Source organism: Flavobacterium panici (genome assembly GCF_903819335.1).
Classification (GTDB): Bacteria; Bacteroidota; Bacteroidia; order Flavobacteriales; family Flavobacteriaceae; genus Flavobacterium; species Flavobacterium panici.
In genome coordinates, this window is record NZ_CAIJDE010000036.1 from 109,017 (window position 1) to 133,198 (window position 24,182).

The 24,182-nt window shown below is 34.1% G+C and carries 28 protein-coding genes and 1 tRNA gene; 18 read left to right on the top strand and 11 right to left on the bottom strand.

From position 1 onward, the window contains the following. Positions 1 to 78 precede the first annotated feature (78 nt). The 10 genes from FLAPXU55_RS08975 (at position 79) to FLAPXU55_RS09020 (ending at position 7,999) form a co-directional block, all read left to right on the top strand. Positions 79 to 426, top strand: a complete 348-nt coding sequence (locus FLAPXU55_RS08975) for a winged helix-turn-helix transcriptional regulator (protein ID WP_053472823.1) — start codon at positions 79 to 81, stop codon at positions 424 to 426. A gap of 67 nt (positions 427 to 493) precedes the next feature. Beyond that, complete coding sequence (locus tag FLAPXU55_RS08980; protein WP_180857390.1) at positions 494 to 1,351, top strand: AraC family transcriptional regulator; 858 nt, start codon at positions 494 to 496, stop codon at positions 1,349 to 1,351. A gap of 163 nt (positions 1,352 to 1,514) precedes the next feature. Further along, a complete protein-coding gene (locus tag FLAPXU55_RS08985) occupies positions 1,515 to 2,009 on the top strand; it encodes a hypothetical protein (protein WP_180857391.1) in 495 nt (164 codons plus the stop codon). Between the two features lie 33 nt (positions 2,010 to 2,042). Beyond that, a complete protein-coding gene (locus FLAPXU55_RS08990) occupies positions 2,043 to 3,041 on the top strand; it encodes a hypothetical protein (protein ID WP_180857392.1) in 999 nt (332 codons plus the stop codon). 133 nt (positions 3,042 to 3,174) lie between these two features. Next, complete coding sequence (locus FLAPXU55_RS08995; RefSeq protein ID WP_317169648.1) at positions 3,175 to 3,621, top strand: OsmC family peroxiredoxin; 447 nt, start codon at positions 3,175 to 3,177, stop codon at positions 3,619 to 3,621. A gap of 121 nt (positions 3,622 to 3,742) precedes the next feature. Continuing rightward, on the top strand, positions 3,743 to 4,285 hold the full coding sequence (locus FLAPXU55_RS09000) for a peroxiredoxin (RefSeq protein WP_180857393.1): 543 nt from the start codon (positions 3,743 to 3,745) through the stop codon (positions 4,283 to 4,285). Positions 4,286 to 4,387: 102 nt separating this feature from the next. Continuing rightward, positions 4,388 to 4,840, top strand: a complete 453-nt coding sequence (locus FLAPXU55_RS09005; RefSeq protein ID WP_180857394.1) for a thioredoxin family protein — start codon at positions 4,388 to 4,390, stop codon at positions 4,838 to 4,840. Between the two features lie 77 nt (positions 4,841 to 4,917). Continuing rightward, complete coding sequence (gene msrA / locus FLAPXU55_RS09010; protein ID WP_180857395.1) at positions 4,918 to 5,556, top strand: peptide-methionine (S)-S-oxide reductase MsrA; 639 nt, start codon at positions 4,918 to 4,920, stop codon at positions 5,554 to 5,556. Positions 5,557 to 5,564: 8 nt separating this feature from the next. Then, complete coding sequence (gene msrB / locus FLAPXU55_RS09015) at positions 5,565 to 6,086, top strand: peptide-methionine (R)-S-oxide reductase MsrB (RefSeq protein ID WP_180857396.1); 522 nt, start codon at positions 5,565 to 5,567, stop codon at positions 6,084 to 6,086. Between the two features lie 2 nt (positions 6,087 to 6,088). Continuing rightward, positions 6,089 to 7,999, top strand: coding sequence for a protein-disulfide reductase DsbD family protein (locus FLAPXU55_RS09020; protein WP_180857397.1), 1,911 nt, complete (start codon positions 6,089 to 6,091; stop codon positions 7,997 to 7,999). 112 nt (positions 8,000 to 8,111) lie between these two features. On the opposite strand, the gene FLAPXU55_RS09025 is transcribed toward FLAPXU55_RS09020, so the two are convergent. From FLAPXU55_RS09025 to FLAPXU55_RS09040, 4 genes are all read right to left on the bottom strand, one after another. Beyond that, positions 8,112 to 9,050, bottom strand: coding sequence for a ring-cleaving dioxygenase (locus FLAPXU55_RS09025; RefSeq protein WP_180857398.1), 939 nt, complete (start codon positions 9,048 to 9,050; stop codon positions 8,112 to 8,114). Between the two features lie 460 nt (positions 9,051 to 9,510). Continuing rightward, a complete protein-coding gene (locus tag FLAPXU55_RS24085; protein ID WP_235992014.1) occupies positions 9,511 to 9,702 on the bottom strand; it encodes a hypothetical protein in 192 nt (63 codons plus the stop codon). Then, on the bottom strand, positions 9,702 to 10,322 hold the full coding sequence (locus tag FLAPXU55_RS09035) for an alpha/beta hydrolase (RefSeq protein ID WP_180857399.1): 621 nt from the start codon (positions 10,320 to 10,322) through the stop codon (positions 9,702 to 9,704). The genes FLAPXU55_RS24085 and FLAPXU55_RS09035 overlap by 1 nt, the downstream gene beginning before the upstream one ends. A 125-nt stretch (positions 10,323 to 10,447) precedes the next feature. Continuing rightward, positions 10,448 to 10,738, bottom strand: a complete 291-nt coding sequence (locus FLAPXU55_RS09040; RefSeq protein WP_053472813.1) for a GNAT family N-acetyltransferase — start codon at positions 10,736 to 10,738, stop codon at positions 10,448 to 10,450. Between the two features lie 424 nt (positions 10,739 to 11,162). On the opposite strand from FLAPXU55_RS09040, the gene FLAPXU55_RS09045 reads away from it, so the two are divergent. Then, positions 11,163 to 11,933 carry an alpha/beta hydrolase gene (locus FLAPXU55_RS09045; protein WP_180857400.1) on the top strand — a complete coding sequence of 257 codons (771 nt, stop codon included), beginning with the start codon at positions 11,163 to 11,165 and terminating at the stop codon, positions 11,931 to 11,933. Between the two features lie 38 nt (positions 11,934 to 11,971). Further along, complete coding sequence (locus tag FLAPXU55_RS09050; RefSeq protein WP_180857401.1) at positions 11,972 to 12,793, top strand: alpha/beta fold hydrolase; 822 nt, start codon at positions 11,972 to 11,974, stop codon at positions 12,791 to 12,793. Positions 12,794 to 12,944: 151 nt separating this feature from the next. Here FLAPXU55_RS09050 and FLAPXU55_RS09055 read toward each other — a convergent pair. Beyond that, a tRNA-Met gene (locus FLAPXU55_RS09055) sits at positions 12,945 to 13,018 on the bottom strand. Between the two features lie 151 nt (positions 13,019 to 13,169). On the opposite strand from FLAPXU55_RS09055, the gene FLAPXU55_RS09060 reads away from it, so the two are divergent. Continuing rightward, positions 13,170 to 13,562: an START-like domain-containing protein gene (locus FLAPXU55_RS09060; protein WP_026727620.1), complete on the top strand. Its 393-nt coding sequence runs from the start codon at positions 13,170 to 13,172 to the stop codon at positions 13,560 to 13,562. Positions 13,563 to 13,616: 54 nt separating this feature from the next. Continuing rightward, entirely contained in the window at positions 13,617 to 14,453 is an 837-nt protein-coding gene (locus FLAPXU55_RS09065; protein WP_180857402.1) for an aminotransferase class IV, read from the top strand. Here FLAPXU55_RS09065 and FLAPXU55_RS09070 read toward each other — a convergent pair. From FLAPXU55_RS09070 to FLAPXU55_RS09095, 6 genes are all read right to left on the bottom strand, one after another. Next, positions 14,450 to 15,010, bottom strand: coding sequence for a YqgE/AlgH family protein (locus FLAPXU55_RS09070; protein WP_053472839.1), 561 nt, complete (start codon positions 15,008 to 15,010; stop codon positions 14,450 to 14,452). The two genes, FLAPXU55_RS09065 and FLAPXU55_RS09070, sit on opposite strands and share 4 nt — an antisense overlap. 129 nt (positions 15,011 to 15,139) lie before the next feature. Beyond that, positions 15,140 to 15,412: an HU family DNA-binding protein gene (locus FLAPXU55_RS09075; RefSeq protein ID WP_012022249.1), complete on the bottom strand. Its 273-nt coding sequence runs from the start codon at positions 15,410 to 15,412 to the stop codon at positions 15,140 to 15,142. Between the two features lie 180 nt (positions 15,413 to 15,592). Further along, a complete protein-coding gene (gene fmt, locus FLAPXU55_RS09080) occupies positions 15,593 to 16,540 on the bottom strand; it encodes a methionyl-tRNA formyltransferase (RefSeq protein ID WP_180857403.1) in 948 nt (315 codons plus the stop codon). Next, positions 16,540 to 18,435: a RecQ family ATP-dependent DNA helicase gene (locus tag FLAPXU55_RS09085; protein ID WP_180857404.1), complete on the bottom strand. Its 1,896-nt coding sequence runs from the start codon at positions 18,433 to 18,435 to the stop codon at positions 16,540 to 16,542. Before FLAPXU55_RS09085 ends, fmt begins: the two co-directional genes overlap by 1 nt. A gap of 65 nt (positions 18,436 to 18,500) precedes the next feature. Further along, positions 18,501 to 19,034 (bottom strand): AAA family ATPase, encoded by a 534-nt coding sequence (locus FLAPXU55_RS09090; RefSeq protein WP_180857405.1) that lies wholly within the window; start codon positions 19,032 to 19,034, stop codon positions 18,501 to 18,503. A 437-nt stretch (positions 19,035 to 19,471) separates the two neighbouring features. Then, positions 19,472 to 20,383 (bottom strand): alpha/beta hydrolase family protein, encoded by a 912-nt coding sequence (locus FLAPXU55_RS09095; protein ID WP_180857406.1) that lies wholly within the window; start codon positions 20,381 to 20,383, stop codon positions 19,472 to 19,474. 271 nt (positions 20,384 to 20,654) lie between these two features. Between FLAPXU55_RS09095 and FLAPXU55_RS09100 the strand changes: the two genes are divergently transcribed. From FLAPXU55_RS09100 to FLAPXU55_RS09115, 4 genes are all read left to right on the top strand, one after another. After that, a complete protein-coding gene (locus FLAPXU55_RS09100) occupies positions 20,655 to 20,951 on the top strand; it encodes a DUF493 family protein (protein ID WP_053472805.1) in 297 nt (98 codons plus the stop codon). 4 nt (positions 20,952 to 20,955) lie between these two features. Then, the gene (locus FLAPXU55_RS09105; RefSeq protein ID WP_053472804.1) at positions 20,956 to 21,678 is read left to right on the top strand and encodes a DUF4290 domain-containing protein; all 723 of its coding nucleotides are present in this window, start codon (positions 20,956 to 20,958) and stop codon (positions 21,676 to 21,678) included. 100 nt (positions 21,679 to 21,778) lie between these two features. Next, positions 21,779 to 23,092 carry a UDP-N-acetylglucosamine 1-carboxyvinyltransferase gene (gene murA, locus FLAPXU55_RS09110; RefSeq protein ID WP_180857407.1) on the top strand — a complete coding sequence of 438 codons (1,314 nt, stop codon included), beginning with the start codon at positions 21,779 to 21,781 and terminating at the stop codon, positions 23,090 to 23,092. Positions 23,093 to 23,165: 73 nt separating this feature from the next. Then, on the top strand, positions 23,166 to 24,041 hold the full coding sequence (locus tag FLAPXU55_RS09115) for a cation diffusion facilitator family transporter (RefSeq protein WP_180857408.1): 876 nt from the start codon (positions 23,166 to 23,168) through the stop codon (positions 24,039 to 24,041). Positions 24,042 to 24,182 lie beyond the last annotated feature (141 nt).

The following is a 24,182-nucleotide window of genomic DNA, read 5'->3' on the forward strand; positions in this document are numbered from 1 at the left end:
CAGTCAAGTACGGCTAAATTCAGCCGTATAAGATTTATCATTTTTATATTTTACCTTTGATGCCCAATTCGATTCATTATGTACAAAAAGAAGATTCCGGTAAATTTAGACTGCGGACTGCATTTGTTTATGGAGGTAATTCAGGGCAAGTGGAAAATCGCTTTAATCTGGTGTATTCATTCGGGTATAAAACGTCCCGGAGAACTCCAGCGCAAAATATCAAAAGCATCCAGAAGACTTCTTGATAACCAGTTAAGCGAACTTGTTAATCATGGTATTTTAACCAAAATTACATATGAAGAACGTCCTTTAAAGGTCGAATATGAGCTGACTTCTTTAGGGAAATCACTCATACCCGCAATTGAATACACAGCGCAGTGGGGCGAAGACCATCGTGAAGAATTAGAAAAATTAATTCAATCATAATAATACAAATCAAAAAGAGTTTGTAACTGATATTTAAATATTAGTTTAAAGAAGAAAATAAAAAGTTATGATAAACGACTATAAAAAACACGATCTATACGGCAAAACACTAATTCAAAAAATTGAATTAACGCCGCCGTTTAATTTTGATTTTCCGGTTACAGAACAGGCTTGTTTTTTATATGTAAAAGATGGAGATGTTGAATATCAAATCGATGAGGAACAGATTCACGTTGCCACAAATTATTCGTTATTATTGAATTGTATAAATTCCGGGAAACAAATACACAATTCAAAATCAAACAGTAATTGTGAAATTGTAATTGTTACGTTTTATCCGGAGATATTAAAAAAAATATACGACAGAGAACTTCCGTTATTGCTTCAAAAACCTAAGAATGTAATATCAAATAAATCAAGTGAAAAAATAAACAACGATTTTCTAATTCAGAAGTACATTGAAGGATTATTGTTTTATTTTGAAAATCCTTCTTTGATCAACGAAGATATTTTGGTGTTGAAAGTAAAGGAGATTATACTTTTGCTTTCTCAAACACAAAATTCAGAATCCATACAACTGATATTATCACAGCTTTTTTCTCCTACAACTTATACTTTTAAACAAATTATAGAAGCAAATTTATTTTCGCAATTAACAATTGAAGAACTGGCGCAGCAAAACAATTTAAGTGTTTCATCATTCAAACGAGAATTTGCAAAAATATTCCATGATACACCTGCTAATTATATCAAAGCTAAAAAACTGGAAAAAGCTGCCGAATTACTGCAAGTTTCAGATCAGCGTATTACTGAAATAGCTTTTGACTGCGGTTTTAATGATCTGGCAAATTTCACCAAAAGTTTCACCAGTAAATACAATGTGAGCCCAACAAATTACCGCCAGAAACTGAATAACAAAGAGTAATTGTAAAAACTCATTTTTACACTATTTAAGCATCTTTCATTTATTTGAAGGATGCTTTTTTTGTGAACCAAATTGCCAAATAGTTGGACTAATTGACAAAACCATTCTCCTTGATCTATCGGAAGTTTGCTGTGTATTTTCAAACAAATTTAAATCATAAAAAATGGGATTATCAAGCTTAGGAATTTTTCACACAATTATAGGTGTTGCCGCAATCGTAGCAGCAGTAATAGATTTTATCAAATATGGTAAAATCAATTTGAACACATTATCCGGTAAAATATATTTTTACGGAACAGTCGTAACCTCACTAACCTCGTTAGGAATCTCCAAACATGGCGGATTTAATCCGGGTCATGTCTTTGCTATTTTTATTATCGTTCTGGTATTAGCAGCCTATTTCCTGAATTCAAAAAGAAAAAACAGCGGAAGAGCTCGATATTTTGAAAATTTCTGGCTGTCTTTTAGTTTTTTTCTGTCACTTGTTCCAACTGTTAATGAAACTTTTACCAGAGTTCCGCTAGGACATCCGCTGGCTAAGGATATTAAAGATCCTGTAATTGGGAACACACTTCTTGTTTTATTACTGCTCTTTATTGCCGGTTCAATATTCCAGTTTAGAAAACAGAAGTTTATCAATAAAACAACAGGACTTTAAATCAGGAAACATACTATTTTAAATAACAAAGCCATGAAAATAAAAGCCTTTTTCATTTATATCTTACTTTTCTCGTGCGCATTGCAAGCGCAAAACATGGTCAGTATATCATCTGTACATCCTGCAGCAGACACCACAAGTGCAGGAAAAAGAGAACTCGCAATTCGATATCCGGCTTTAAGACAGTTTGGTGTTTCGGCGAGTAGTTTTGGTTACAGTGATTTTGATTCAAAACTCGATGATCAAGATTTTGCAAATGGAAAAATAAAGACCGAACGTATCACTACTTTTTTCAATTCTCCGGCAATTCAATGGAGTGGTAATTCTCTTTCGGCAACGGTATTTTATACTTATACCGCCATCGAACTTAAAGATATAACCAATTTTACTGATTCTCAATTAATTCCTTTAACATCAGATAGAAATACGATAGATGTTGCGGTAAATTATTCCAGATCTGACCGTATTTTTAATCATCCCATTATATATTCATTGGTTGCCAGAGGTATTTCTGATAATCTAAATTCTGTGAAACGTTTTAATTTTAATGGAAGTTTTACTTTACCAATAAAGAAAACAGAGAATTCTTCATTTTCTGTTGGACTTTTGGTGCTGATCGATCCTTCTTCGCCAATTCCGGTAGAACCAATCATAAATTATTATCATAAATTCCTTTCGTCAGGATTGGAACTTATTGTAGATATTCCAACAGGAATTAATCTTAAAAAAGAAGTGGCAAGAAATGCATGGGTTATTCTCGGTTCCAACCAAAGTTCGTTCAGTACTTTTTACAACCGACGAGATAATCTGCTCGATGGTAAAGTAAGTTACAATACAATTGAGCTAAAAAGCGGTGCAGCATTTGAATATCTTTTTGCCAAAAATATCATGTTAAGCGTGGGAGGCGGTATCAACAATTATTTCTCTTCCAGATTATTTAAAGATGGAGAACATTACAGCAATGCTTCTTTTACAAGTGATAATACAAGTGCAGGTTATGTAAATGCAGGTATTTCTTTATTGTCCTTTTAACAAACAAAATAGCTTATAACAAAAGCCCTAAACTGAAAAGATTTAGGGCTTTTTTTTGGACTAAATCGCCAAATAATTGGGCTTATTGACAAAATCCTTCTCTTAAGTATAACGCAATTTTGTAGTGTCAATAATGACAATCAAATTAAACAATAATAAAGTAATGAAACGTACAGCAAAAGCACAATGGACAGGAAGTGCAAAAGAAGGAAAAGGAGAATTAACAACTCAAAGCGGAATTTTAAATCAAACAAACTACAGTTTTAAAACTCGTTTTACAGGAGAAGAAAAAGGCACAAATCCCGAAGAATTATTAGCGGCGGCACACGCAGGCTGTTTTACAATGGCAGTAAGTTTTGCCTTGACAGAAAAAGGTTTGACTCCAACATTATTAAATACTGAGGCGACTTTAACAATGGAAGGTTTTGCTATTTCAGGAATTCATCTTTCGATTACAGGAAGTGTACCGGGAATTAATGAAGAAGAATTTACAGCCGTAACAAAAGCAGCAGAACAGAATTGTTTAATATCAAAAGCTTTAAGTGTTCAGATTACTTCTGATGCGCAGCTTTTCGCTTAAATAAAATAATTTTTAAGCTGAACTAAATTACCAAATAATTGACCTTAATCGCAAAAGCATACTCTTTTTTGTATTGCAATTTTACAAGGTCAATAATGACACAACTTAAAATTTAAAAATCATGATAACATCAAAAAAAATGAAAGGAATTGTAATGATGATAATTGCAGTTCTTTGTCTAACAGCTTCGAATATTTACGCACAGGAAACATTAAAAAAAGGAGATAAAGCTCCGGGATTTACTCTAAAAAATCAAGATGGCAAAGATTTTAAACTGGCAGATCATTTAGGAAAACAAAAAATAGTGGTTTTTTTCTATCCAATGGATCAGAGCCCGGTTTGTACTGCCGAAGTATGCGCGTTTAGAGATGCTTACGCAAAATACAAAGATGCCAACGCTCTTGTTATCGGGATTAACCAAGGTACTGTTGAAAGTCATAAAGCATTTCAATCAAAAGAAAAACTTCCTTTTGATTTGTTAAGCGATCCGGATAATAAAGTATTGAAATTATTTGGTGTAAAAGAAGAAAATTTAGGCACTATGATCCTGAGCGGACGTGAAACGTTTGTAATTGGAAAAGATGGTGTTATTGCTTACAGCTTCAGAGATTTTATGAAAGGTGAAGATCATTCTAAAGAAGTACTTTCTTATCTAAAAAAATAATAATCAGTTCTATTTTTTAAAGTATCCGCTATTAGGCATCGGTGTTTCAAGGTTACTGACGGCATCGGTGCGAGGAGCGGCTAATCTTAAAATTTTATTCAAATGAAAAATTTAAAAAAGGGTTCTGGTCTGTTATCATTTTGTTTTCTTCTGTTTTCAATGTTTTATGTTTTGAATGCAGAAGCTCAAAAAAAAGCGACAGAAAATGAAATAAATTTTGTTCCAAAGAATTATCAGCAAGCACTTACTATGGCTAAAGCAAGTCATAAAAATATTTTTGTAGATGCATACGCAGTATGGTGTGCGCCTTGTAAACAGCTTCAGAAAACTACATTCAAAGATCAAAAGGCAACTGCTTATTTCAATAAAAATTATATCAATTTCAGTATTGATGTAGAAAAAGGAGAAGGAACTACACTAGCCAAAACATGGGGAATTGAAGGTCTGCCGACACTTTTAATTTTGGATCAAAACGGAAAAATAATTGCTAATCATATTGGATATGTTGATGGAGCAGGATTGCTTGAATTTGCAAAAGAAGCCTCGGCTCAATAATCTAAGCTTATGATTGAATCAGAAGTTTTTCGAGGAACAATTTCATCAGATACTCATCTGAATTAATAATAAAATTTATGAAAAAACACGTTCTGGCAATTTATATCCTGATATTTTCCTCGCTTTCAGGATTTGCATTTCACACTTTTAAAAGTTCAGCCGGTTCAACTCAAACAACAGCAGTTCAAACCGAAACGGCAACATTTGCTACAGGCTGTTTCTGGTGCGGAGAAGCTAAATTTTCACAGCTTAAAGGCGTATTAAAAGTTACGCCTGGTTATACCGGAGGTCTTACAGAAAATCCGAGTTATGAAGAAGTTTGTACCGGAACGACCGGACACGCTGAAGCATTTTCTATACTTTACGATCCGTCTTTAATTTCATATGATGAATTACTGGAAGCTTTTTTTCTTTCGCATGACCCAACGCAGTTGAATCGTCAAGGTAACGATGTTGGTACACAATACCGTTCTGCGATTTTCTATCATAATGAAACCCAGAAACAGAGAGCGAAATATTGTATTGCGCAGCTTAGAGAGAAAAAAATCTACGAACGTAATATCGTGACAGAAGTAACCGCTTTTACCAAATTTTATAATGCTGAAAGTTACCATCAGGAATATTATAAAAAGCATCCCAATCAGGGGTATTGCCGATATGTAATTCAGCCCGAGCTGGAAAAATTCAGGAAAATATTTAAAAAGAAACTCAAATAGTGATCACTATGAAAAATATAGTATTAAGCTGTATGGCAGTTTTATTGACTGCCAGCTGTTATGCTCAAAATATGAAATCAGAGAAAGGACATGAAAATAATCCGTATTATTCAACAACCGATACCTCAAAATTGACGGTTTCTGATGCCGAATGGAAAAAGGTATTACCGATTGATTTGTATCTGGTGGCAAGAGAAAAAAATACCGAAAGACCTTTTACAGGGAAATATTGGAAAAGCAGTACAAAGGGAACTTATTATTGTGCAGCCTGCGGTAACGTACTTTTTAAATCTGATGCCAAATTTGCAAGCAGCTGCGGATGGCCGAGTTTTTACGAACCTCTTAGAAAAAACAGTGTGCGTTATCACGAAGATAATTCACTTGGAATGAACCGTACAGAAGTTCTCTGCGGACGATGCGATGCGCACTTGGGACATATTTTTGATGATGGCCCGGCACCAACTTACAAACGATTCTGTATGAATTCTGTTTCACTGGATTTTGAACCAGAAGAATCAAAAAATAAATAAATATGTATCAAAAATTTAAGGGTATTCTTGGAATACTTTTCATTTTGTTTTTTATAAATGTAAATGCCCAGATTCAGGAAAATCCTGTAAAATGGAAATCAAGTATTGAACAAGGTTCTGGAGATACGTTACATTTAAAATTTTCGGCTGTAATTAAAAAAGGCTGGCACATCAACAGTCAATTTAATAAAATACAGGATGGTCCGCTTCCTACATCTTTTCATTTTGAAAAATCAGATCAATATATTCTTGCAGGCCGAGTGATGGAACCCAAACCTCTTAACCGAATAGAAAAGGAGTTTGAGAATCAGACTTTACACTATTTTGAAAATGAAGTCACTTTTATACAAAAGATAATTCCAAAAGTAAAAGACAGTATAAAGATTAAAGCGACTGTCACTTATATGTCGTGTGGAAGTACGATGTGTCTTCCGCCAGAAACCGAAGAAATTAATTTAAAATACTTGCCTAAAAAAAATGCAGAAAATGCGCATTATGTGCAACCAGAAAAACAAGCTAATTTATGGTGGATATTTCTGGGAGGATTTCTAGGCGGTTTTTTGGCTATACTAACGCCATGTGTGTTTTCGATGATTCCGCTTACGGTTAGTTATTTTACAAAAAATGGAGGAATAAAGCGAGCAATCATTTATGCAGCATCCATTGTTGCCATATATGTCACACTTGGTTTAACCGTTACGCTGACTTTAGGACCAGATGCGCTGAATGCCTTGGCAAGTAACGGTATCGTGAATTTTATTTTCTTTTTGATTTTTGTTGTCTTTGCCATCTCATTTTTAGGCGCTTTTGAAATAACACTTCCAAGCAGCTGGCTTAACAAATCTGATGAAATGGCAGATAAAGGCGGATTGATCGGAATATTTTTTATGGCTTTTACACTGGCATTGGTTTCGTTTTCCTGCACAGGGCCAATTATAGGAAATCTTTTGGTAGAAGCTGCAATTAGCGGAAGTATTGTTGGACCAGCAATAGGAATGTTTGGGTTTTCATTTGCGCTGTCCATTCCGTTTCTGCTTTTTGCTGCTTTTCCGAGTATGCTTAAAAAACTGCCAAAATCAGGAAGCTGGCTGGGGAAAGTAAAAGTGATTTTAGGTTTTTTAGAATTGGCTCTTGCTTTAAAGTTTTTGTCAACATTTGATCTTGTTTACGGATTGGGAATATTAAAGCGTGAACTTTTTATAGCCATTTGGATTGTTATTTTTACCTTATTTGGATTTTACATGTTGGGCAAGCTAAAGTTTGATGAATACGAAAACAATTCAAAAGTTTCAATTAGTGGTTTTGTATCTTCTATTTTGATATTCAGTTTTGTGGTTTATTTGATTCCGGGGCTGTGGGGCGCCCCTTTGAAATTAGCCAGCGGATTTTTACCGCCGTCTTTTTACAAAGAATGGAATCAAAATAATACTACTTCTGTTTCGTCCAATACAGAAAATGTGACAGAAAAACATTCGCAGCCATGTCCGCAAAATCTAAACTGTTATCATGATTATGAAGAAGGACTGGCTTATGCAAAAAAAGTAAATAAACCTATCATACTCGATTTTACGGGCTGGAGTTGTGTGAATTGTCGCAAGATGGAAGACAATGTTTGGAGTGATAAAGAAGTATGGGAAAAGCTAAACAACAATTATGTATTGATTTCACTTTATGTAGATGATACAACAGTACTTCCGGAAAAGGAACAGTTTATTTCGAAAACTACCGGGAAAAAGATCAAAACAATTGGGAATAAATGGAGTAATTTTCAAACTGAAAAGTTCCAAACCAATTCGCAGCCGTATTATGCTTTGATGGATACAAACGGAAATATGCTTTCTAAACCAGCAGCATACGAACCCGATGTGAAAAAATATGCAGCGTTTTTGCAAAAAGGAATTGAGAATTTTTAAGTTGTTTTGATGATACTTAATTGAGAAATTAATATTTCAATTTAGACCAATAAAAAACCCTTAAACAGAAATGTTTAAGGGTTTTGCTTTTTAGTTTGTTCTAAAAATATCATTAATTAATTTTAATCAAATGATTTTCGATAGCAGCTCTTTGAGACTCGTATTGAGCAGGAAGTTTTAAGTTTTTACCTAATTCTTCTAAGCTTTCATCTACAGTAAATCCGGGATTATCAGTAGCAATTTCAAATAAAACGCCTCCCGGTTCTCTAAAATATAAAGAATGGAAATATTGTCTGTCGATCTGCGGTGTAATTGACAATCCGTAAGCTTCGATTTTTTCGCGGAAGTGCATTAAAATTTCATCATTTTTTACTCGGAAAGCAACGTGATGAACAGTTCCATTTGCGTTTAAACCGCGTTTTTCATCAGCTAATTCTACCAAGTCAACAATTGCAGCATTTTCTACAGCATCTGTTGCATAACGGTAACGGTTTACATCCTGATCGATTAATTTGTAACCAAATATTTCTGTTAAAATTGCAGCAGTTGGTTTAATGTCGTTTAAAGTCAAAGTAATGTTATGAAAACCTTTTGTAGCCACATCCGCTTTTACTTCATCTGTTTCCCACGCTTTTCTGTTATCGTCTGTTTTAGATTCGATTAATTCTAATTTTAAACCATCCGGATCTAAGAAAGTAAGATATTTTTCTCCAAATTTCTCAGCTGGTTTATTATAAATTACATTGTATTGCTCAAAACGTTTCTGCCAAAAATCCAAACTTCCTTTTGGAACAGAATATCCAATTTCTGTTGCCATTCCAGAACCTTTTCTTCCTTGCTGAATTCCTTCTCCCCAAGGGAAAAAAGTTAAAATTGTTCCTGCACTTCCCATTTCGTCACCAAAGTAAAAGTGATACGTTCCCGGATCGTCAAAATTTACTGTTTTTTTAATGAAACGTAATCCTAAAATATTAGAGTAAAAGTTGAAGTTTCTTTTTGCGTCACCTGCAATTGCAGTTATATGGTGTAAGCCTAAAATTTTATTTTCCATGGTATTATACTATTAAATTGTTATTGATTTCTTATACAAATTTACATCTGTTATCGCTCTGGATCGATTAACCTAGATTAAGAAATAAAAGCCTCTTTTTATTATTCGAAAACTAATAACCAAATAGTATTCCAAGCGTGTTATCTGTTTGTTTGTTAGTATTTTACTTGTGTTGTGTTTTTTGTTTTTACGATATATCGTAATTTTATAAATGAAGCTGTTTTATTTAGAAAATCGATAAAATATAAAGAAGGTTATTGCTTAAATTTCATAAATAAAAAAGCCGACAGAATGCCGGCAGTTTATAATTTTATAAATATTGATTTTCGAAGTTTGGGCTCCATATTTTTTGTTTTGTGTCCTTTTCCTGTTGTATCTTCAACTAATAAAATAGATCCGGTTTCAAATTTTCTTTTTTCTCCTAAAGAAGTTTCAATTTCTACACCGCCTTCTAATAAAACTATGTATTGACGGTCTGGCGCATTGTGAAAATCATAGTCATAAGAAGGTTTGACTTCTCTAAAACGATAGATTTTACAGGCTCATCATTAGATAAAAATCCGATATCGCCATTGTTTTTCAACGGAACTTCAAAATCTTCAAAATGACTTTCTCCGTTGGTATGGCTGTAAACTCGTGTTATCGTAATCATTATTTTTTGTTGAAAATCAATGCATTTGCACAATCTACTTCGTCCTGACTTATGGTGTGTCCCATATTTGGGTAGATTTTTTTAGTAACGTCTGCTCCTAATTTTTGAAGAAGCGCTTCAGATTCATTTACTCTTTCAACAGGAACATGAAAATCAGGATCGCTTGTTCCAATGAAAATGGGTGTGTTTTCGAAGTTTCCGGTATAATGATTTTCATATACTTTATCGCCAATAAGTCCGCCTGTAAAAGCGACAACGCCGCCGTATTTTGCAGCATTTCGAGCTGTAAATTCTAAAGCCAGACAAGCGCCCTGCGAAAACCCAAGGAAATAAATGTTCTCTTTTTCGATTCCGTTTTGCTGAATTGCCACCACAACCTGATGAATAGCTTCTAATGATTTTGAAAAAGAAGGTTCATTTTCATTAAGTGGAGCCAAAAAAGAATACGGATACCATGTTCTGTTTTCGGCCTGTGGCGCTACTAATGCAAAATCATCAACCTTAAGATGTTTTGCAATTGAAAGTATATCATGAGCGCCCGCACCACGGCCGTGAATCATGATCAAAGCTTTTTTAGCTTCGTTTAAAGGAATACCATCGGTTAAAATTTCTGTATTCATAATGTTATATTTTTAAAATTATGAGACTGATTAAAGTGGATTTTTTGGCCACAGATTAAAAGGATTAAAAGGATTTTTTTTAAATCTGTGTGAATCCTTTTAATCTGTGGCCTGTAAAAAAAAAATTATTTTTTCCAGATATCCTGATATTCATCCGGATGTCTTGTGAATTGCGCATGAACATAAGGACAAAGCGGTAAAACCATTAAATTATTGGTACGAACATAAGAGACCATTTCTTCCAAAAGTTTTTTTGCATAGCCTTTTCCTTCAGCTTCCGGTTCAACTCCTGTATGATAAACAGTCAATAAATCCGGTTTAATACTTACCGTCATTTCACCTTGTTTTTTACCATCAACATAAAGATTAAAAGCTCCATGTTTTTTCTCGTCTAATTCTAGTTTTATCGTTTCCATATTGTTCTAGTTATAATTTGATGTTGTTAATTTCTTTTACAAACTTAGGCAATACACACAAATCTGCTGATTAACCTAGATTAAGAAAAATTTCACTTCTCAGATTTAAAATAGATTCTATTTGTGTACTATTTATATTTCACTATCGGTGAATTCTTTTAGCGAAATATAGTTATTAGAATAATTTTTTCAAAGTATATTTATTTGATTATCAATAAATTAGTAAATTAGCATAGTGCTTGCTTTATTTGTTTCCATGATTAGATATAGGAAAGAAATCAGAATACTTGTAAAGTATTTGAAATCTTAATAAAATGATTAAAATCTGATCTTTAATAAGTGCTTTGCCCGGATTATACAGCTAATTTAGAAGTAAGGTACGTCATATTTTATAAACCTCAATTACTCATTAAATATTAATCTTATGACAAAATCAAAATCTATTATTCTGATACATGGAAACTTTGTAAACCAAATCAGCTGGGAAAAGTGGAAGGACCGATACGAACAAAAAGGCTATACCGTTTACACGCCGGCTAATCCCGGACATGACGGAATTCCTTCTGACTTAAGAAAACAAGTTCATCCTGATCTTACCAAAACGGGTTTTATAGATGTGGTTGATAATATTATTAAACTAATTGATACCCTTCCCGAAAAACCATTAATAATTGGACATTCAATGGCCGGAATGGCGGCGATGAAATTATTAGAATTAGGTAAAGCAGCTGCGGCAGTAAGTATTGATGGTGCTCCTCCAAAAAATGTATTTCCTCCTTTTGCAACATTAAAGTCAGTTATACCGGCATTTGGTTTCTTTTCTTCCCAAAAATATTTCATGGGCAGCCGCGAATGGTATGACAAATGTTTTTTCAACACACTTCCGGAAAGAGACAGAGCAAATGCTTTTGAGAGTTTTGCCGTTCCGGAAAGTTATAAAGTAAGCCGTGAACTGGTGTTGAATTCTTTTTCTAATATTGATTTCAGCAAGCCTCACAATCCTATTTTATTTATTGGAGGCGGCAGTGATGCAATTTTCCCTTCATCACTTACAACCACTCTGGCCAGAAAATATAAAGACAGTAACAGCAAGGTTGATCTGAAGATTTTTCAGGGCAAAAGCCATTTTATATGTGGAGAACCAGGCTGGGAAGCTGTAGCAGATTATATTTTAGACTGGTACGAACAATTATAAACTTCGAAAATGCATACTAACAATTAAAACATAATACAATGAGCAAGATTACAGTAAAAGACGGAACAGAGATTTATTATAAAGATTGGGGTACTGGTACGCCTATTTTTTTTCATCATGGCTGGCCTTTATCAGCAGATGACTGGGATGCACAAATGCTATTTTTCTTAGATAAGGGATTTAGGGTAATTGCACATGACAGAAGAGGACATGGAAGATCTACACAAACGTATTCCGGTAATGAAATGGATACTTATGCTGCAGATGTTGCAGAGCTTACGGAGTTTTTAGATTTAAAAGATGCTATACATATCGGACACTCTACAGGTGGAGGTGAAGCGATTCATTATGCCGCAAAATATGGTAAAAACCGTGTGTCTAAAGTAATACTTATTAGTGCGGTGACACCGTATATGATCAAAAATGAAGGTAATCCAGACGGAGTGCCAATAGAAGTTTTTGATGATATTCGTTTTAACACAGCCAATAACAGACAGCAGTTTTATCATGATATTACTTTTCCTTTTTATGGATATAATAGAGAAGGAGCAGATATTAAAAAAGGAATTCAGGATAATTGGTGGCGTCAGGGAATGAACGGCGGAATTAAAGCACATTATGACTGTATAAAAGCATTTTCTGAAACAGATTTTACCGAAGATCTAAAAAGTGTAGATTTCCCTGTACTTATATTACATGGCGAAGACGATCAGATTGTGCCTTATCAAGTCACTGCACTAAGAGCGATTAAACTGGTGAAAAACGGAAAAATAATTACTTATCCGGGACTTTGCCACGGAATACCAACAACAGATGCTGACAGAGTGAATGCAGATATTCTTGATTTTATTAAAGCTTAAGTATTTTATTTAAAAAATTTCTATCTAAAAGAAGGAAAGATCTACAGATTTACAAATACAAATAAAGCAGTGTCAGTAATAGGAGAGGAATAAGAATGTAATTCAAATAAAAAACCCTTAAACATTTCTGTTTAAGGGTTTTGCCTTTTTGTAGCGAGGACGGGAGTTGAACCCGTGACCTCAGGGTTATGAATCCTGCGCTCTAACCAACTGAGCTACCTCGCCTGGACTGCTATCATTGAATTCCTGATTGCGGGTGCAAAGATAGAAATAATATTAAAGCTTACAAGAATAAAATGAAGAAAAAAAAATATTTTTAAAAACGCATTGTTTTTGGACATATATTCTTATATTTCGAAAAAATTAAAAGTAGCACATGGATTCAAAAATACGTTACGAAATCGAGTTTCCGATCAATTCTTCGCCACAATTATTGTATCAATATATATCAACTCCGTCAGGATTATCAGAATGGTTTGCTGACAATGTTAATTCAAGAGGTGAATTTTTTACTTTCATCTGGAACGATTCGCAGGAAAAAGCACGTCTTGCATCTAAAAAAACAGGTGAAAAAGTAAAGTTTAAATGGGTTGATGAAAGCAGTAAGGATACTGAATACTTTTTTGAACTCCATATTTTAGTTGATGAATTAACTAAGGATGTATCATTAATGGTAGTCGATTTTGCAGAAAAAGAAGAAGTAGGCGAAGCTAAACAATTGTGGGAGAATCAAATCTCAGACCTAAAACATCTTATAGGATCTGTTTAGTAAAAGTCTATTTTATGCCTTATATTTGCCCTGAACAAAATTCAGGGTTTTTTTATGATCAATTTTAACGGAAACATTGCACAAGAAGAAAATATTCTAACTCAAAATCGTGCCTTTTTATACGGAGACGGCGTTTTTGAAACAGTAAAAATAATCAACAATAAAATCTTGTTTCTCGAAGATCATTATTTCAGGTTAATGGCTTCGATGCGTGTTGTTAGAATGGAAATCCCGATGAATTTTACAATGGAATATTTTGAAGAGCAGATTTTAAATCTTGTGCAGCAAAAAAATATTGAATCATTGTCAAGGGCGAGGATAACTCTTTTTAGAAACGATGGAGGTTTATATCTGCCAAAAACTAACGAAGTTTCTTTTTTAATTCATGCAGCACCGCTTGACAATACTTTATACGCTTTAAATACGGCCGAATACGAAGTTGATTTGTATAAAGACTTCTATATAACAAAACAATTATTATCGTCGATTAAAACGACTAATAAAATGATTAATGTTACCGGAAGTATTTTTGCCCATGAAAACGGATTGGCAAATTGTATTTTACTAAACGACACTAAAAATGTTGTTGAAGCTTTGCAGGGAAATTTATTTATGGTTTCTGGCAAAAAACTAATTACACCTCCAATTTCTGAAGGATGTTTAAACGGAATTATGCGTAAGCAGATTTTAGCTTTAGCGAAGAAAGTAGAAGGCATAGAAGTATTAGAAGAAATAATTTCGCCGTTTGATCTTCAAAAAGCAGACGAATTATTTCTAACAAATGTAATCACAGGAATACAACCGATAAGCAAATACCGAAAAAAAGAGTTTACAAGTAATCTGGCTCATTTATTAGTACAGAAACTAAATGAATCCATATCCGAAAATTAATTCAGATATGGGTTTTCAGGTGCATTTGACCAAATAACGTAATCACCGCCAAGTTCAATAATCTGCTCTTTCCAGAAATGGGTAGTAGATTTTCCAATAATTTTGTTTTTGTAATTATTGTCAGCAATGATCCAGGAGTTTCCCTGCATTTCGTTTTCAAGCTGATTTTCGTCCCAACCGGTATAACCTAAGAAAAAACGAATATTGTTCTTATTGATCGATCCGTCGTTAATTAAGTCTTTGGTTGATTCAAAATCTCCACCCCAATAAATTCCGTTAGAAATCTCGACACTATTCGGGATCAAGTCAGGAATATTATGAATGAAGTACAGATTGTCTTGTTCAACTGGGCCTCCGTTATATATTTTAAAGCTGGCTTCAATTTCAGGTATTAAATCATTAATAGTGTATTTTAATGGTTTATTAATGATAAAACCTATTGATCCTTCTTTGTTATGGTCTGCTAATAAAATTACCGATCTGTTAAAAGATAAATCTCCAATTATTGAAGGCTCGGCAATAAGCAGGTGTCCTTTTTTTAATTTTTCTGAAATCATACGGCTACAATTTTTATTAAATTTAATCATAAATTTTTTAAATTCACAAAAAAAATCGTTAAACCGCACAAAAAAACCCTCCATAAGGAGGGTTTTAATTATATTATTTAGTTTAGAGAACTTTCTTACTTAGTTCACTGCACCTTCTAATTCAGCTCCAGCTTTGAATTTTACTACATTTTTTGCAGCAATTTTGATAGTTTTTCCTGTTTGAGGATTTCTACCGTCTCTAGCAGCTCTCGCAGATACTGACCAAGATCCGAAACCTACTAATGAAATTCTTCCGCCTTTTTTCAAAGTAGTTCCTACGTTTCCTAAAAATGACTCTAAAGCTAATTTAGCCGCAGCTTTTGTAATTCCTGCATCAGCAGCGATAGCATCGATTAATTCTGATTTGTTCATAATAATTAGTTATTAATTGTTGGTTAAAAAAAATTGTTAATACACAAATTTAGTAGGAAATCCGTTGCGTGCAAGTGTTTTCTTTAATTTTAGCAATAATTGTTGATAACTTGTTTTTTTTGTTCATAAAGCGTGTTGTTCATCGATCAAAAACAGGTAGAAACCCCTGTTTTACTGACCTTAATAGACCTTTGCGCTATCAGAAAAAGTTATCCCATTTAACAATTCTGCTACTTGCATTCGTTTCTTACCAGGTAATTGCAGACTTAATAACTGAATAAAGCCCTCTTTTATTGCAATTTTGATTTCTTTTTTATTAGTAATTAAAGTTCCAGCTTCATAAGAATGATCCTCTAAAACCAGTTTGGCTTCATATATCTTTATATTTAATTCCTCATTTTTATCTTTCAAAAAACACCATGCTGCAGGATAAGGACTTAAGCCGCGAATTAAGTTATTAATTTCATCTCCTGGTTTTGTCCAGTCAATTTTACAATTTTCCTTATTTAGTTTATAAGCCGTTTTGATATCGTTATTATCTTCCTGAATTGTTGTAGTAACATTTCCGTTTTCAATCACCTTTAAAGTGTCAATAACAGTTGCGCTTCCTAAATGCATTAATCTGTCGTGAAGTTGTCCGGCATTTTCTGTTGGTTCAATTGCAATTTCCGAATTTAAAATCATCGCTCCGGTATCAATTTTATCATCGATAAAAAATGTTGTAACTCCGGTTTTGGTTTCCCCATTAATAATTGCCCAGTTTATAGGAGCCGCGCCACGATAATTTGGTAATAAAGAAGCATGAAGATTAAATGTTCCTAAACCTGGCATTTCCCAAACTACTTTTGGTAACATTCTAAAGGCAACAACAATTTGTAAATTGGCATTCAAAGCTTTTAACTCAGCTAAAAAACTTTCGTCTTTTAAATTTGTTGGCTGTAATAAAGTAAGATTGTTTGCAAGAGCATATTCCTTAACAGCCGAATATTTTATTTTTTGTCCGCGTCCGGCTGGTTTGTCTGCAGCTGTAATAACGCCAACAACTTCGTAATTGTTTTTAATAATGGTATCCAGAATGCCAACTGCAAACTCCGGAGTTCCCATAAATATAATTCGTAATTTTTCCATTATGATTTTAAAGCGTATTTATTATTGGCTAAAATAATGATATGATTGTTTTCCAGTAATTCCTGAAGAACCACAATAACATCTTTAGCATCTAATTTTATTTGATTCTGAATTTCGCGCGAAGTTAGTGCAGTTGCTTTTAATAAGTGAAGAATTTTATCAGCAATTGAATCCGCTTCGGTGATTTTTCCTTTTTGAGTAATACAGAAAGAACAAACGCCGCAATTCGATTTAGTTTCTTCTCCAAAATAATCCAAAACTAATCTGTTTTTGCACGTTTTGTCTTCCTTTATATAATAGAGAACACTTGAAAGTTGATCTCGTTTTAGTTTGTTCTGTTTTTCCAGATATTTAGCAACTCTGTTTATAGTTAAATCATCTTCGCGGACTTCATTAAATAAAATCGTAGCGTCGTTGTTTTTCGATTTGTATTCAATGATATCTTTCTCTTTCAATTTTTCTAAAAGATCAGTAACCTGTTCTTCGGTATGATTTGATTTTTTTGCAATAAGCGAAAGATTAAGCGGAGTTTTCATTTCATGAATTCCCGGATACGTTCTTAAAATCGCCAGAATAATTTCTTCGTCATTTGGATTCAGACTCATGTATCGAAGTACTTCTTTTGATTCGATTAAAAACTGCATGGAAACTTTTTCTGAAAATTCCTGAGACATCGTAATAATCCCCTGTTGATTCAAAAACTGCAAAGCATTATATGTTTTTAAAGTAGGGAAGTCGTATTTATGACAAAAATGATTCATTTTAAAAGAATACGAATCGTCTAAACCTTCGCCATAAGCAATTTGAAAATAATTACACAATTTAATGTACATCGTTTTCAGGAACGTTTTGTCAGGAAGAACACTTATAAACTGCTGTTCTGTTTGATTTGCATCTGAATTATTAAATAATAAAACCGAAAATGATTTTTCGCCATTTCGTCCTGCTCTTCCGGATTCCTGATAATAATTCTCTATGTTTTCGGGCAATTGGGTATGAATAACTGTTTTAACATTATCCTTGTCGATTCCCATTCCAAACGCATTGGTGGCTACAATAACCTGCGCCTGTTCGGACATCCACAATTGCATATTTCTATCTTTTTCCTGAGCCGAAAGTCCGCCATGATAATACGTTGCTCTAAATCCCAACGATTGCAATTGCGTTGACATATTTAAACAAGATTTTCTGTTTCGGACATATATAATACACGGTTGAGGATTTTTCTTCAAAATCTGTTCAACGCGATACAATTTGTCTTCCACTTCAAAAACCATGTACGCAATATTTTTTCTTTCAAAAGACTGCTGAAAAAGTTTGGTATCTTTTAATCCCAATTCGGTTTTAATATCTTCAACAACTCGCGGTGTTGCAGTTGCAGTTAAAGCCAAAAACGGAATTTTAGGAAAGTATTTTTTAAGTTCTGAAATTTTTAAATAGGCCGGTCTAAAATCGTGGCCCCATTGCGAAACACAATGCGCTTCGTCAATAGCAATTAAATTTATAGGAAGATTTTTGATGCGTTCTAAAATCCAGTCAGACTGTAATCGCTCTGGGGAAAGATAAAGGAATTTATAATTTCCGAATTGGCAGTTATCCAGTAAATCAATAATTTCTTCTGTATGAATTCCGCCAGTTAGCGCAATTGCTTTAATTTCTCTTTTCTGTAAATTCGCTACCTGATCTTTCATCAGTGCAATTAAAGGAGAAACAACCAGACAAATTCCTTCGCGCATCATGGCAGGAACCTGAAAACAAATCGATTTTCCGCCTCCGGTTGGCAGCAGTGCAAAAGTGTCTTGCCCTTCTAAAACCGAATCAATAATTTCTTTTTGCAACGGTCGGAAACTTTGGTGTTTCCAGTATTTTAAAAGAATTTCCTGTGCGTCCTGCATGGCCTCTGTTTTAAAGTTAAAAATGTAGAAATCAGTTTCTAGTTTTACAACTTTAAAACCGGCTGCTAAATTTTGTCTAAGATATAAAGAATTCTGTTTTCAACCGTATCTTTCGGAACCTCAATTAAATCGTAACCGTATTTTTTGTACGTTTCAATTAAGTGTTTCTGAATCGTAAGTGCCTGTTCAAAATTTTCATAACGCTCTGTGTCGCTCTGATAAATTTCCTCCCAAGGCGGTAAAATAAAAGTTTTAGAATATTTATAATCCTCGCACGCTTTTACAAAATCTTCCGGGTATTCATCGCCAATATAATCCATATAAGCCACAACATCAGGAATACCGCGATCAATAAAGACGATAGTATCGGGTTCTTTTTTAGCGTTTTCAAATTGTTGGATACGCCCTTCTAAAAGCATTTCGCTAAATAATAAAGGCTGCTCCAGAAACAATTGTTCAACGCCTCTTTTTTGGGCTTCGAGTGTAACTTCTCTGGAAATTTCAGGGTAACAACAATAGCCACGAGCGACTAATTCGTTTATAAGCGTAGATTTTCCTGTACCAGGACCGCCAATGAGAACTATGATTTGTTTTTGCACTATTCTAAAAATAAAGCGCAAATTTACCTAAACTTATTCGTATTTAAAAAGAATATTTATCAAGAGCGAATAATTTAGCATTTTTATAAAAAACGAACTCCTTTTGCAAGAGGGAAATATCGCTGTAAACTGGACTGAAGTCCAGCTCTACAATATGGATCGTTCCTTCGGAACTAAATTGTGAAAAGATTTGTGGGTTTGTTAAATATTGTGGTAACTGGACTGAAGTCCAGCTCTACAATATGGAGCGTTCCTTCGGAACTAAATTGTGAAAAGAGTTTTGGGTTTGTTAAATATTGTGGTAACTAAAGTCCAGCTCTACAATGTGGGTCATTCCTTAAGAACTAATTCGTAAGAGAGCCATAGGCTCGCCAAATATTGTAGGGCTGGACTTCAGTCCAGTTTATAATGATGATCATTATGTGTGATTAATTTTTTTAATCACAAAACAAATATTTCCCAGAACCTTTTCCTTTTTTAGAAGGAACAATCAAATGCGATTCAAATTTCTTTCCTTTTAAAACATCATTTACAAAATCCAGAACATATTGTTGGCCGTCATGAAAAAGATAACCGGAGAATTCATGTCCGCCGCCGCAGAAGGTAATCAGTTCAACATCTTTATGTAAATCCTGCATGTGATTGTAAACCGCATATGAACCAAATAAAATTAACCAGCCCGAAGCATTTGTCGGGCAAGAACGATGTGAGCCAGCACTGTACGGAACCGTCTCGTCATTACTGCCATGTGCCAATAACATCGGAATTGCTTTTTCTTTTGTAATCAAATTGATATCCTGAATAGCACCCGAACCTCCAATAAATCCGGTATATTTAAAGTTTTCCGGTAAATTGCTTTTGTACAAATTCATTAATTTATAATCCCAAAACGAAGCATGAAAACCAATTTCTGCTCCGGCACTAATTCCCGAAATAAAGATTTTAGAAGAATCAAGATTATATTTATCAGCATTTTCGATTAAAAAAGAAGTAGCCTGCCACATATCGCTCACACCAATTTGAATCGCTTTTATCTTTTCCGTTAAAGTTCCCTTGCAGCCAAAATCTTTTCCTTTCATATATAAACTGTACGAAATACTGGCAACCGCATAACCGTTTTCGGCCATAAACATTCCGAAGTTTTTTTCGCTCGTACGTTCTCCGCCAGAAAATCCGCCGCCAAAGGCAAACATAATTAGCGGAATTTTTTCGTTAGACTTTTTCTTTGGCAGATATAAATCTAAATCCAGTTTTAAAGTGTCGTTTTGGAAATAAGTTAAAGTTTTGACTTCTTGTGCCTGAATATTGTTGAATATAAGTGCTATAAAAAATAAAAGGATTTTTTTCATTTTAAAGTGTTTTAATCTCGTAAAGCCGCAGAGTTGCAAAGTATTTCAAATATAAAGGTTTGCCACGAATTACACGAATTTACACGAATTTTAATTTTAAAATTAATCAAAAGCCAGCAAAATTTAGGAAGATATTCACGCCAATATAATTAGTGTAAATTAGTGAAATTCGTGGCAAAAAATCTACAGCTTCTCCAATGAAAAAAATCTAAAATCTAAAATCTGAAATCTGAAATCAAAACCGTATATTTGCGTTTATTTTTAATTACGAATGGAGAACGATAAAGAAAAAAATACCGCCGAATTTTTCGAAAGATTAAAAGTTGAATTAGACAACGCAAATACTTGGCCAGCAGAATATTTGTACAAATTCATTGTGCCTTCTGTAGGCGATAATGTTGAACGTGTTGAAAAAGCTTTTGACAGAATGGGCGCGGTTATTAAAACAACAAAATCAAAAACCGGTAAATTTACCAGTGTTTCTGTAGATGTTACCATGAACAGCTCTGATGAGGTGATTGGTAAATACAAAGAAGTATCTACAATAGAAGGGATAGTTTCATTATAAACTTATGGTCGAAAAATATAAAAAAGAAGTCGCAAATGACGTTGTGTATAATTTAGAATACAATTCTGAAAGACAGCGTTTGATTATTCCGGAGTACGGTCGTCATTTACAAAAACTGATCGATCAGGCTACTGCAATCGAAGATGATGAAACACGCAACAAAGCTGCGAAATATATCATTCAGGTTATGGGAAGCTTAAATCCGCATTTGCGTGATGTGCCGGATTTTCAGCATAAATTATGGGATCAGCTTTTTATTATGTCTGATTTTAAATTGAATGTTGAGTCTCCGTACCCAATTCCTTCAAGAGATGTACTGCAGTTAAAACCAGATGTTTTACAATACCCACAGAATTTTCCAAAATACAGATTTTACGGAAACAATATCAAATACATGATTGATGTTGCCAATAAATGGGAAGATGGCGAAATGAAAAATGCATTGGTTATGGTAATTGCCAACCACATGAAAAAATCATTTTTGAGCTGGAACAAAGACACAGTAAAAGACGATGTTATTTTTGAACACTTATATGAATTGTCCGGAGGAAAAATAAACTTGTTGCACAGTACAGAAGAACTGTTGAACACAACAGATTTAATGCGTACAAACAAACGTGTGTCAAACAAAATTGCACCTGCAGGACAGCCTAAAATTCAAAACAACAAAAACAATAATAAAGGCGGTAAACCTAAAACTTTTCAAAAAAACAATAATCAGAAGTAAAGTCTCTAAGTTGCTAAGATACTAAGCTGCTAAGTTTTTTCTTAGAGTCTTAGAATCTCAGAATCTTAGAATCTTAAAAAGAAGAACCTAAACAAGATCTATGGGAATTTTTAAAATCGAAGGAGGAACTCCTTTAAAAGGAGAAATCACTCCGCAAGGAGCAAAAAATGAGGCATTACAAATTTTATGTGCCGTGCTTCTAACAGGAGAGAAAGTAAGAATTAATAACATTCCTGATATTATAGACATCAATAAATTAATCACTTTGCTGGGTAATTTAGGTGTTAAAATCCAACGCAATGAACCGGGTTCGATTACGTTTCAAGCCGATGAGGTTAATGTTGGATATTTAGAAACAGAAGCTTTCAAAAAAGAAGGTGGAGCGCTTCGTGGTTCTATTATGATTGTTGGACCGCTTTTGGCTCGTTTCGGAAAAGGATATATTCCAAAACCTGGAGGAGACAAAATTGGTCGTCGTAGATTAGATACTCACTTTGAAGGTTTTATTAATCTTGGAGCAAAATTTAGATATAACAGAGAAGATCACTTTTACGGAGTAGAATCTCCAGAAGAAGGATTACAAGGAACAGACATGCTTCTTGACGAAGCTTCTGTAACCGGAACTGCAAACATTGTAATGGCTGCGGTTTTGGCAAAAGGACAAACAACAGTTTATAACGCTGCATGTGAGCCTTACTTACAGCAATTATGCAAAATGCTGAACTCTATGGGAGCTAAAATCACTGGAGTTGGTTCTAATTTATTAACTATCGAGGGTGTTGAAAGCCTTGGTGGATGTGAGCACAGAATCCTTCCTGATATGATCGAAATTGGTTCTTGGATTGGTCTTGCGGCTATGACAAAAAGCGAAATCACGATTAAAAATGTAAGCTGGGAAAATTTAGGTTTGATCCCAAATACATTTAGAAAATTAGGAATTACAATCGAAAAACGCAACGACGATATTTACATTCCGGCTCACAAAGACGGATATGAAGTAAAAACAGACATCGACGGATCTATCTTAACTATTGCCGATGCACCTTGGCCAGGATTTACTCCTGACTTGTTGAGTATCGTTTTGGTTGTGGCAACACAGGCAAAAGGCGATGTTTTAATTCACCAAAAAATGTTCGAAAGCCGTTTGTTTTTCGTGGATAAATTAATTGACATGGGAGCAAAAATCATGTTATGTGACCCGCATAGAGCTGTGGTTATGGGACATAATTTTGAATCTCAATTAAAAGCAACTACAATGTCTTCTCCTGATATTCGTGCGGGAATTTCATTATTGATTGCGGCGCTTTCTGCTAAAGGAACAAGTACAATTCAAAATATCGAACAAATTGACCGTGGATACGAGCGTATCGACGAGCGTTTAAGAGCTATTGGAGCAAAAATTGTAAGAGCATAAAAATTATTTGCCACGAATTTGATTCTTCAAAGAATATCAAAAATAATTCGTGGCGAAAAAATAATTTTCTATAATGACAGATGAAAAAAAAGCTATAAAAGCTACTATTTTTAGTATAGTCGGAAACACCTGCTTGGCCTTGATAAAAGGTTTGGCAGGTTTTTTTGGCAATTCATACGCCTTGATTGCAGATGCAATTGAGTCAACAGCAGACATATTTTCGTCCTGTTTGGTCTTATTCGGAATCAAATATTCTAATAAACCGGCAGATGAAAATCATCCTTACGGTCACGGCCGTGCAGAACCTTTAATTACCTTTTTGGTTGTTGGGTTTTTAATTACTTCGGCTACCATTATTGGGTACGAAAGTATTGCCAATATTCAATCGTCGCATGATTTACCAAAATCCTGGACATTATATGTTTTAGGAACCATAATTATTTGGAAAGAATACTCGTATCGTTTAGTTATGAAACGAAGTAAAGAAACCAATAGTTCGTCTCTTGCAGCAGATGCCTGGCACCATCGCAGTGATGCTGTAACTTCTGTTGCGGCATTTATCGGGATTTCGATCGCACTGATTATGGGAAAAGGTTATGAATCTGCAGATGATTGGGCAGCTCTTTTTGCCGCTTTTTTTATCTTATATAACTGTTATAAAATTTTCAGACCTGCGCTTGGCGAAATCATGGATGAAAACATGAACGATGATTTAGTAGAAGAAATTCGTGTAAAATCGCTGACAGTACCCGGAATTCTCGGAACAGAAAAATGTTTCATCAGAAAAGCCGGAATGCGCTATCATGTAGATCTTCATGCCATTGTATCAGCTGAAATTTCAGTAAAAAAAGGACATGATTTATCGCATAAATTGCAAGATACTCTAAAAGAAAAAATTCCACAGTTAGGAAATGTTTTGATTCATATTGAACCAGATGATTATCATTGAGATTCTAAGTTACTAAGGTTCTGAGATGCTAAGATTCTAAGTTTTCTTTTAGGGATCTAATCTTATTTTTGTCAGGCTGAGCGAAGTCGAAGCCCGCGCAAAGATCTTCAAAACTTTGAAAAAATCCGTTTATTCTTTAAG

Coding starts and splice junctions, on each gene's coding strand:
- FLAPXU55_RS08975 (WP_053472823.1), top strand. CDS start 79: ATGTACAAAAAGAAGATTCCGGTAAATTTAGACTGCGGACTGCATTTG.
- FLAPXU55_RS08980 (WP_180857390.1), top strand. CDS start 494: ATGATAAACGACTATAAAAAACACGATCTATACGGCAAAACACTAATT.
- FLAPXU55_RS08985 (WP_180857391.1), top strand. CDS start 1,515: ATGGGATTATCAAGCTTAGGAATTTTTCACACAATTATAGGTGTTGCC.
- FLAPXU55_RS08990 (WP_180857392.1), top strand. CDS start 2,043: ATGAAAATAAAAGCCTTTTTCATTTATATCTTACTTTTCTCGTGCGCA.
- FLAPXU55_RS08995 (WP_317169648.1), top strand. CDS start 3,175: ATGACAATCAAATTAAACAATAATAAAGTAATGAAACGTACAGCAAAA.
- FLAPXU55_RS09000 (WP_180857393.1), top strand. CDS start 3,743: ATGATAACATCAAAAAAAATGAAAGGAATTGTAATGATGATAATTGCA.
- FLAPXU55_RS09005 (WP_180857394.1), top strand. CDS start 4,388: ATGAAAAATTTAAAAAAGGGTTCTGGTCTGTTATCATTTTGTTTTCTT.
- msrA (WP_180857395.1), top strand. CDS start 4,918: ATGAAAAAACACGTTCTGGCAATTTATATCCTGATATTTTCCTCGCTT.
- msrB (WP_180857396.1), top strand. CDS start 5,565: ATGAAAAATATAGTATTAAGCTGTATGGCAGTTTTATTGACTGCCAGC.
- FLAPXU55_RS09020 (WP_180857397.1), top strand. CDS start 6,089: ATGTATCAAAAATTTAAGGGTATTCTTGGAATACTTTTCATTTTGTTT.
- FLAPXU55_RS09025 (WP_180857398.1), bottom strand. CDS start 9,050: ATGGAAAATAAAATTTTAGGCTTACACCATATAACTGCAATTGCAGGT.
- FLAPXU55_RS24085 (WP_235992014.1), bottom strand. CDS start 9,702: ATGATTACGATAACACGAGTTTACAGCCATACCAACGGAGAAAGTCAT.
- FLAPXU55_RS09035 (WP_180857399.1), bottom strand. CDS start 10,322: ATGAATACAGAAATTTTAACCGATGGTATTCCTTTAAACGAAGCTAAA.
- FLAPXU55_RS09040 (WP_053472813.1), bottom strand. CDS start 10,738: ATGGAAACGATAAAACTAGAATTAGACGAGAAAAAACATGGAGCTTTT.
- FLAPXU55_RS09045 (WP_180857400.1), top strand. CDS start 11,163: ATGACAAAATCAAAATCTATTATTCTGATACATGGAAACTTTGTAAAC.
- FLAPXU55_RS09050 (WP_180857401.1), top strand. CDS start 11,972: ATGAGCAAGATTACAGTAAAAGACGGAACAGAGATTTATTATAAAGAT.
- FLAPXU55_RS09060 (WP_026727620.1), top strand. CDS start 13,170: ATGGATTCAAAAATACGTTACGAAATCGAGTTTCCGATCAATTCTTCG.
- FLAPXU55_RS09065 (WP_180857402.1), top strand. CDS start 13,617: ATGATCAATTTTAACGGAAACATTGCACAAGAAGAAAATATTCTAACT.
- FLAPXU55_RS09070 (WP_053472839.1), bottom strand. CDS start 15,010: ATGATTTCAGAAAAATTAAAAAAAGGACACCTGCTTATTGCCGAGCCT.
- FLAPXU55_RS09075 (WP_012022249.1), bottom strand. CDS start 15,412: ATGAACAAATCAGAATTAATCGATGCTATCGCTGCTGATGCAGGAATT.
- fmt (WP_180857403.1), bottom strand. CDS start 16,540: ATGGAAAAATTACGAATTATATTTATGGGAACTCCGGAGTTTGCAGTT.
- FLAPXU55_RS09085 (WP_180857404.1), bottom strand. CDS start 18,435: ATGCAGGACGCACAGGAAATTCTTTTAAAATACTGGAAACACCAAAGT.
- FLAPXU55_RS09095 (WP_180857406.1), bottom strand. CDS start 20,383: ATGAAAAAAATCCTTTTATTTTTTATAGCACTTATATTCAACAATATT.
- FLAPXU55_RS09100 (WP_053472805.1), top strand. CDS start 20,655: ATGGAGAACGATAAAGAAAAAAATACCGCCGAATTTTTCGAAAGATTA.
- FLAPXU55_RS09105 (WP_053472804.1), top strand. CDS start 20,956: ATGGTCGAAAAATATAAAAAAGAAGTCGCAAATGACGTTGTGTATAAT.
- murA (WP_180857407.1), top strand. CDS start 21,779: ATGGGAATTTTTAAAATCGAAGGAGGAACTCCTTTAAAAGGAGAAATC.
- FLAPXU55_RS09115 (WP_180857408.1), top strand. CDS start 23,166: ATGACAGATGAAAAAAAAGCTATAAAAGCTACTATTTTTAGTATAGTC.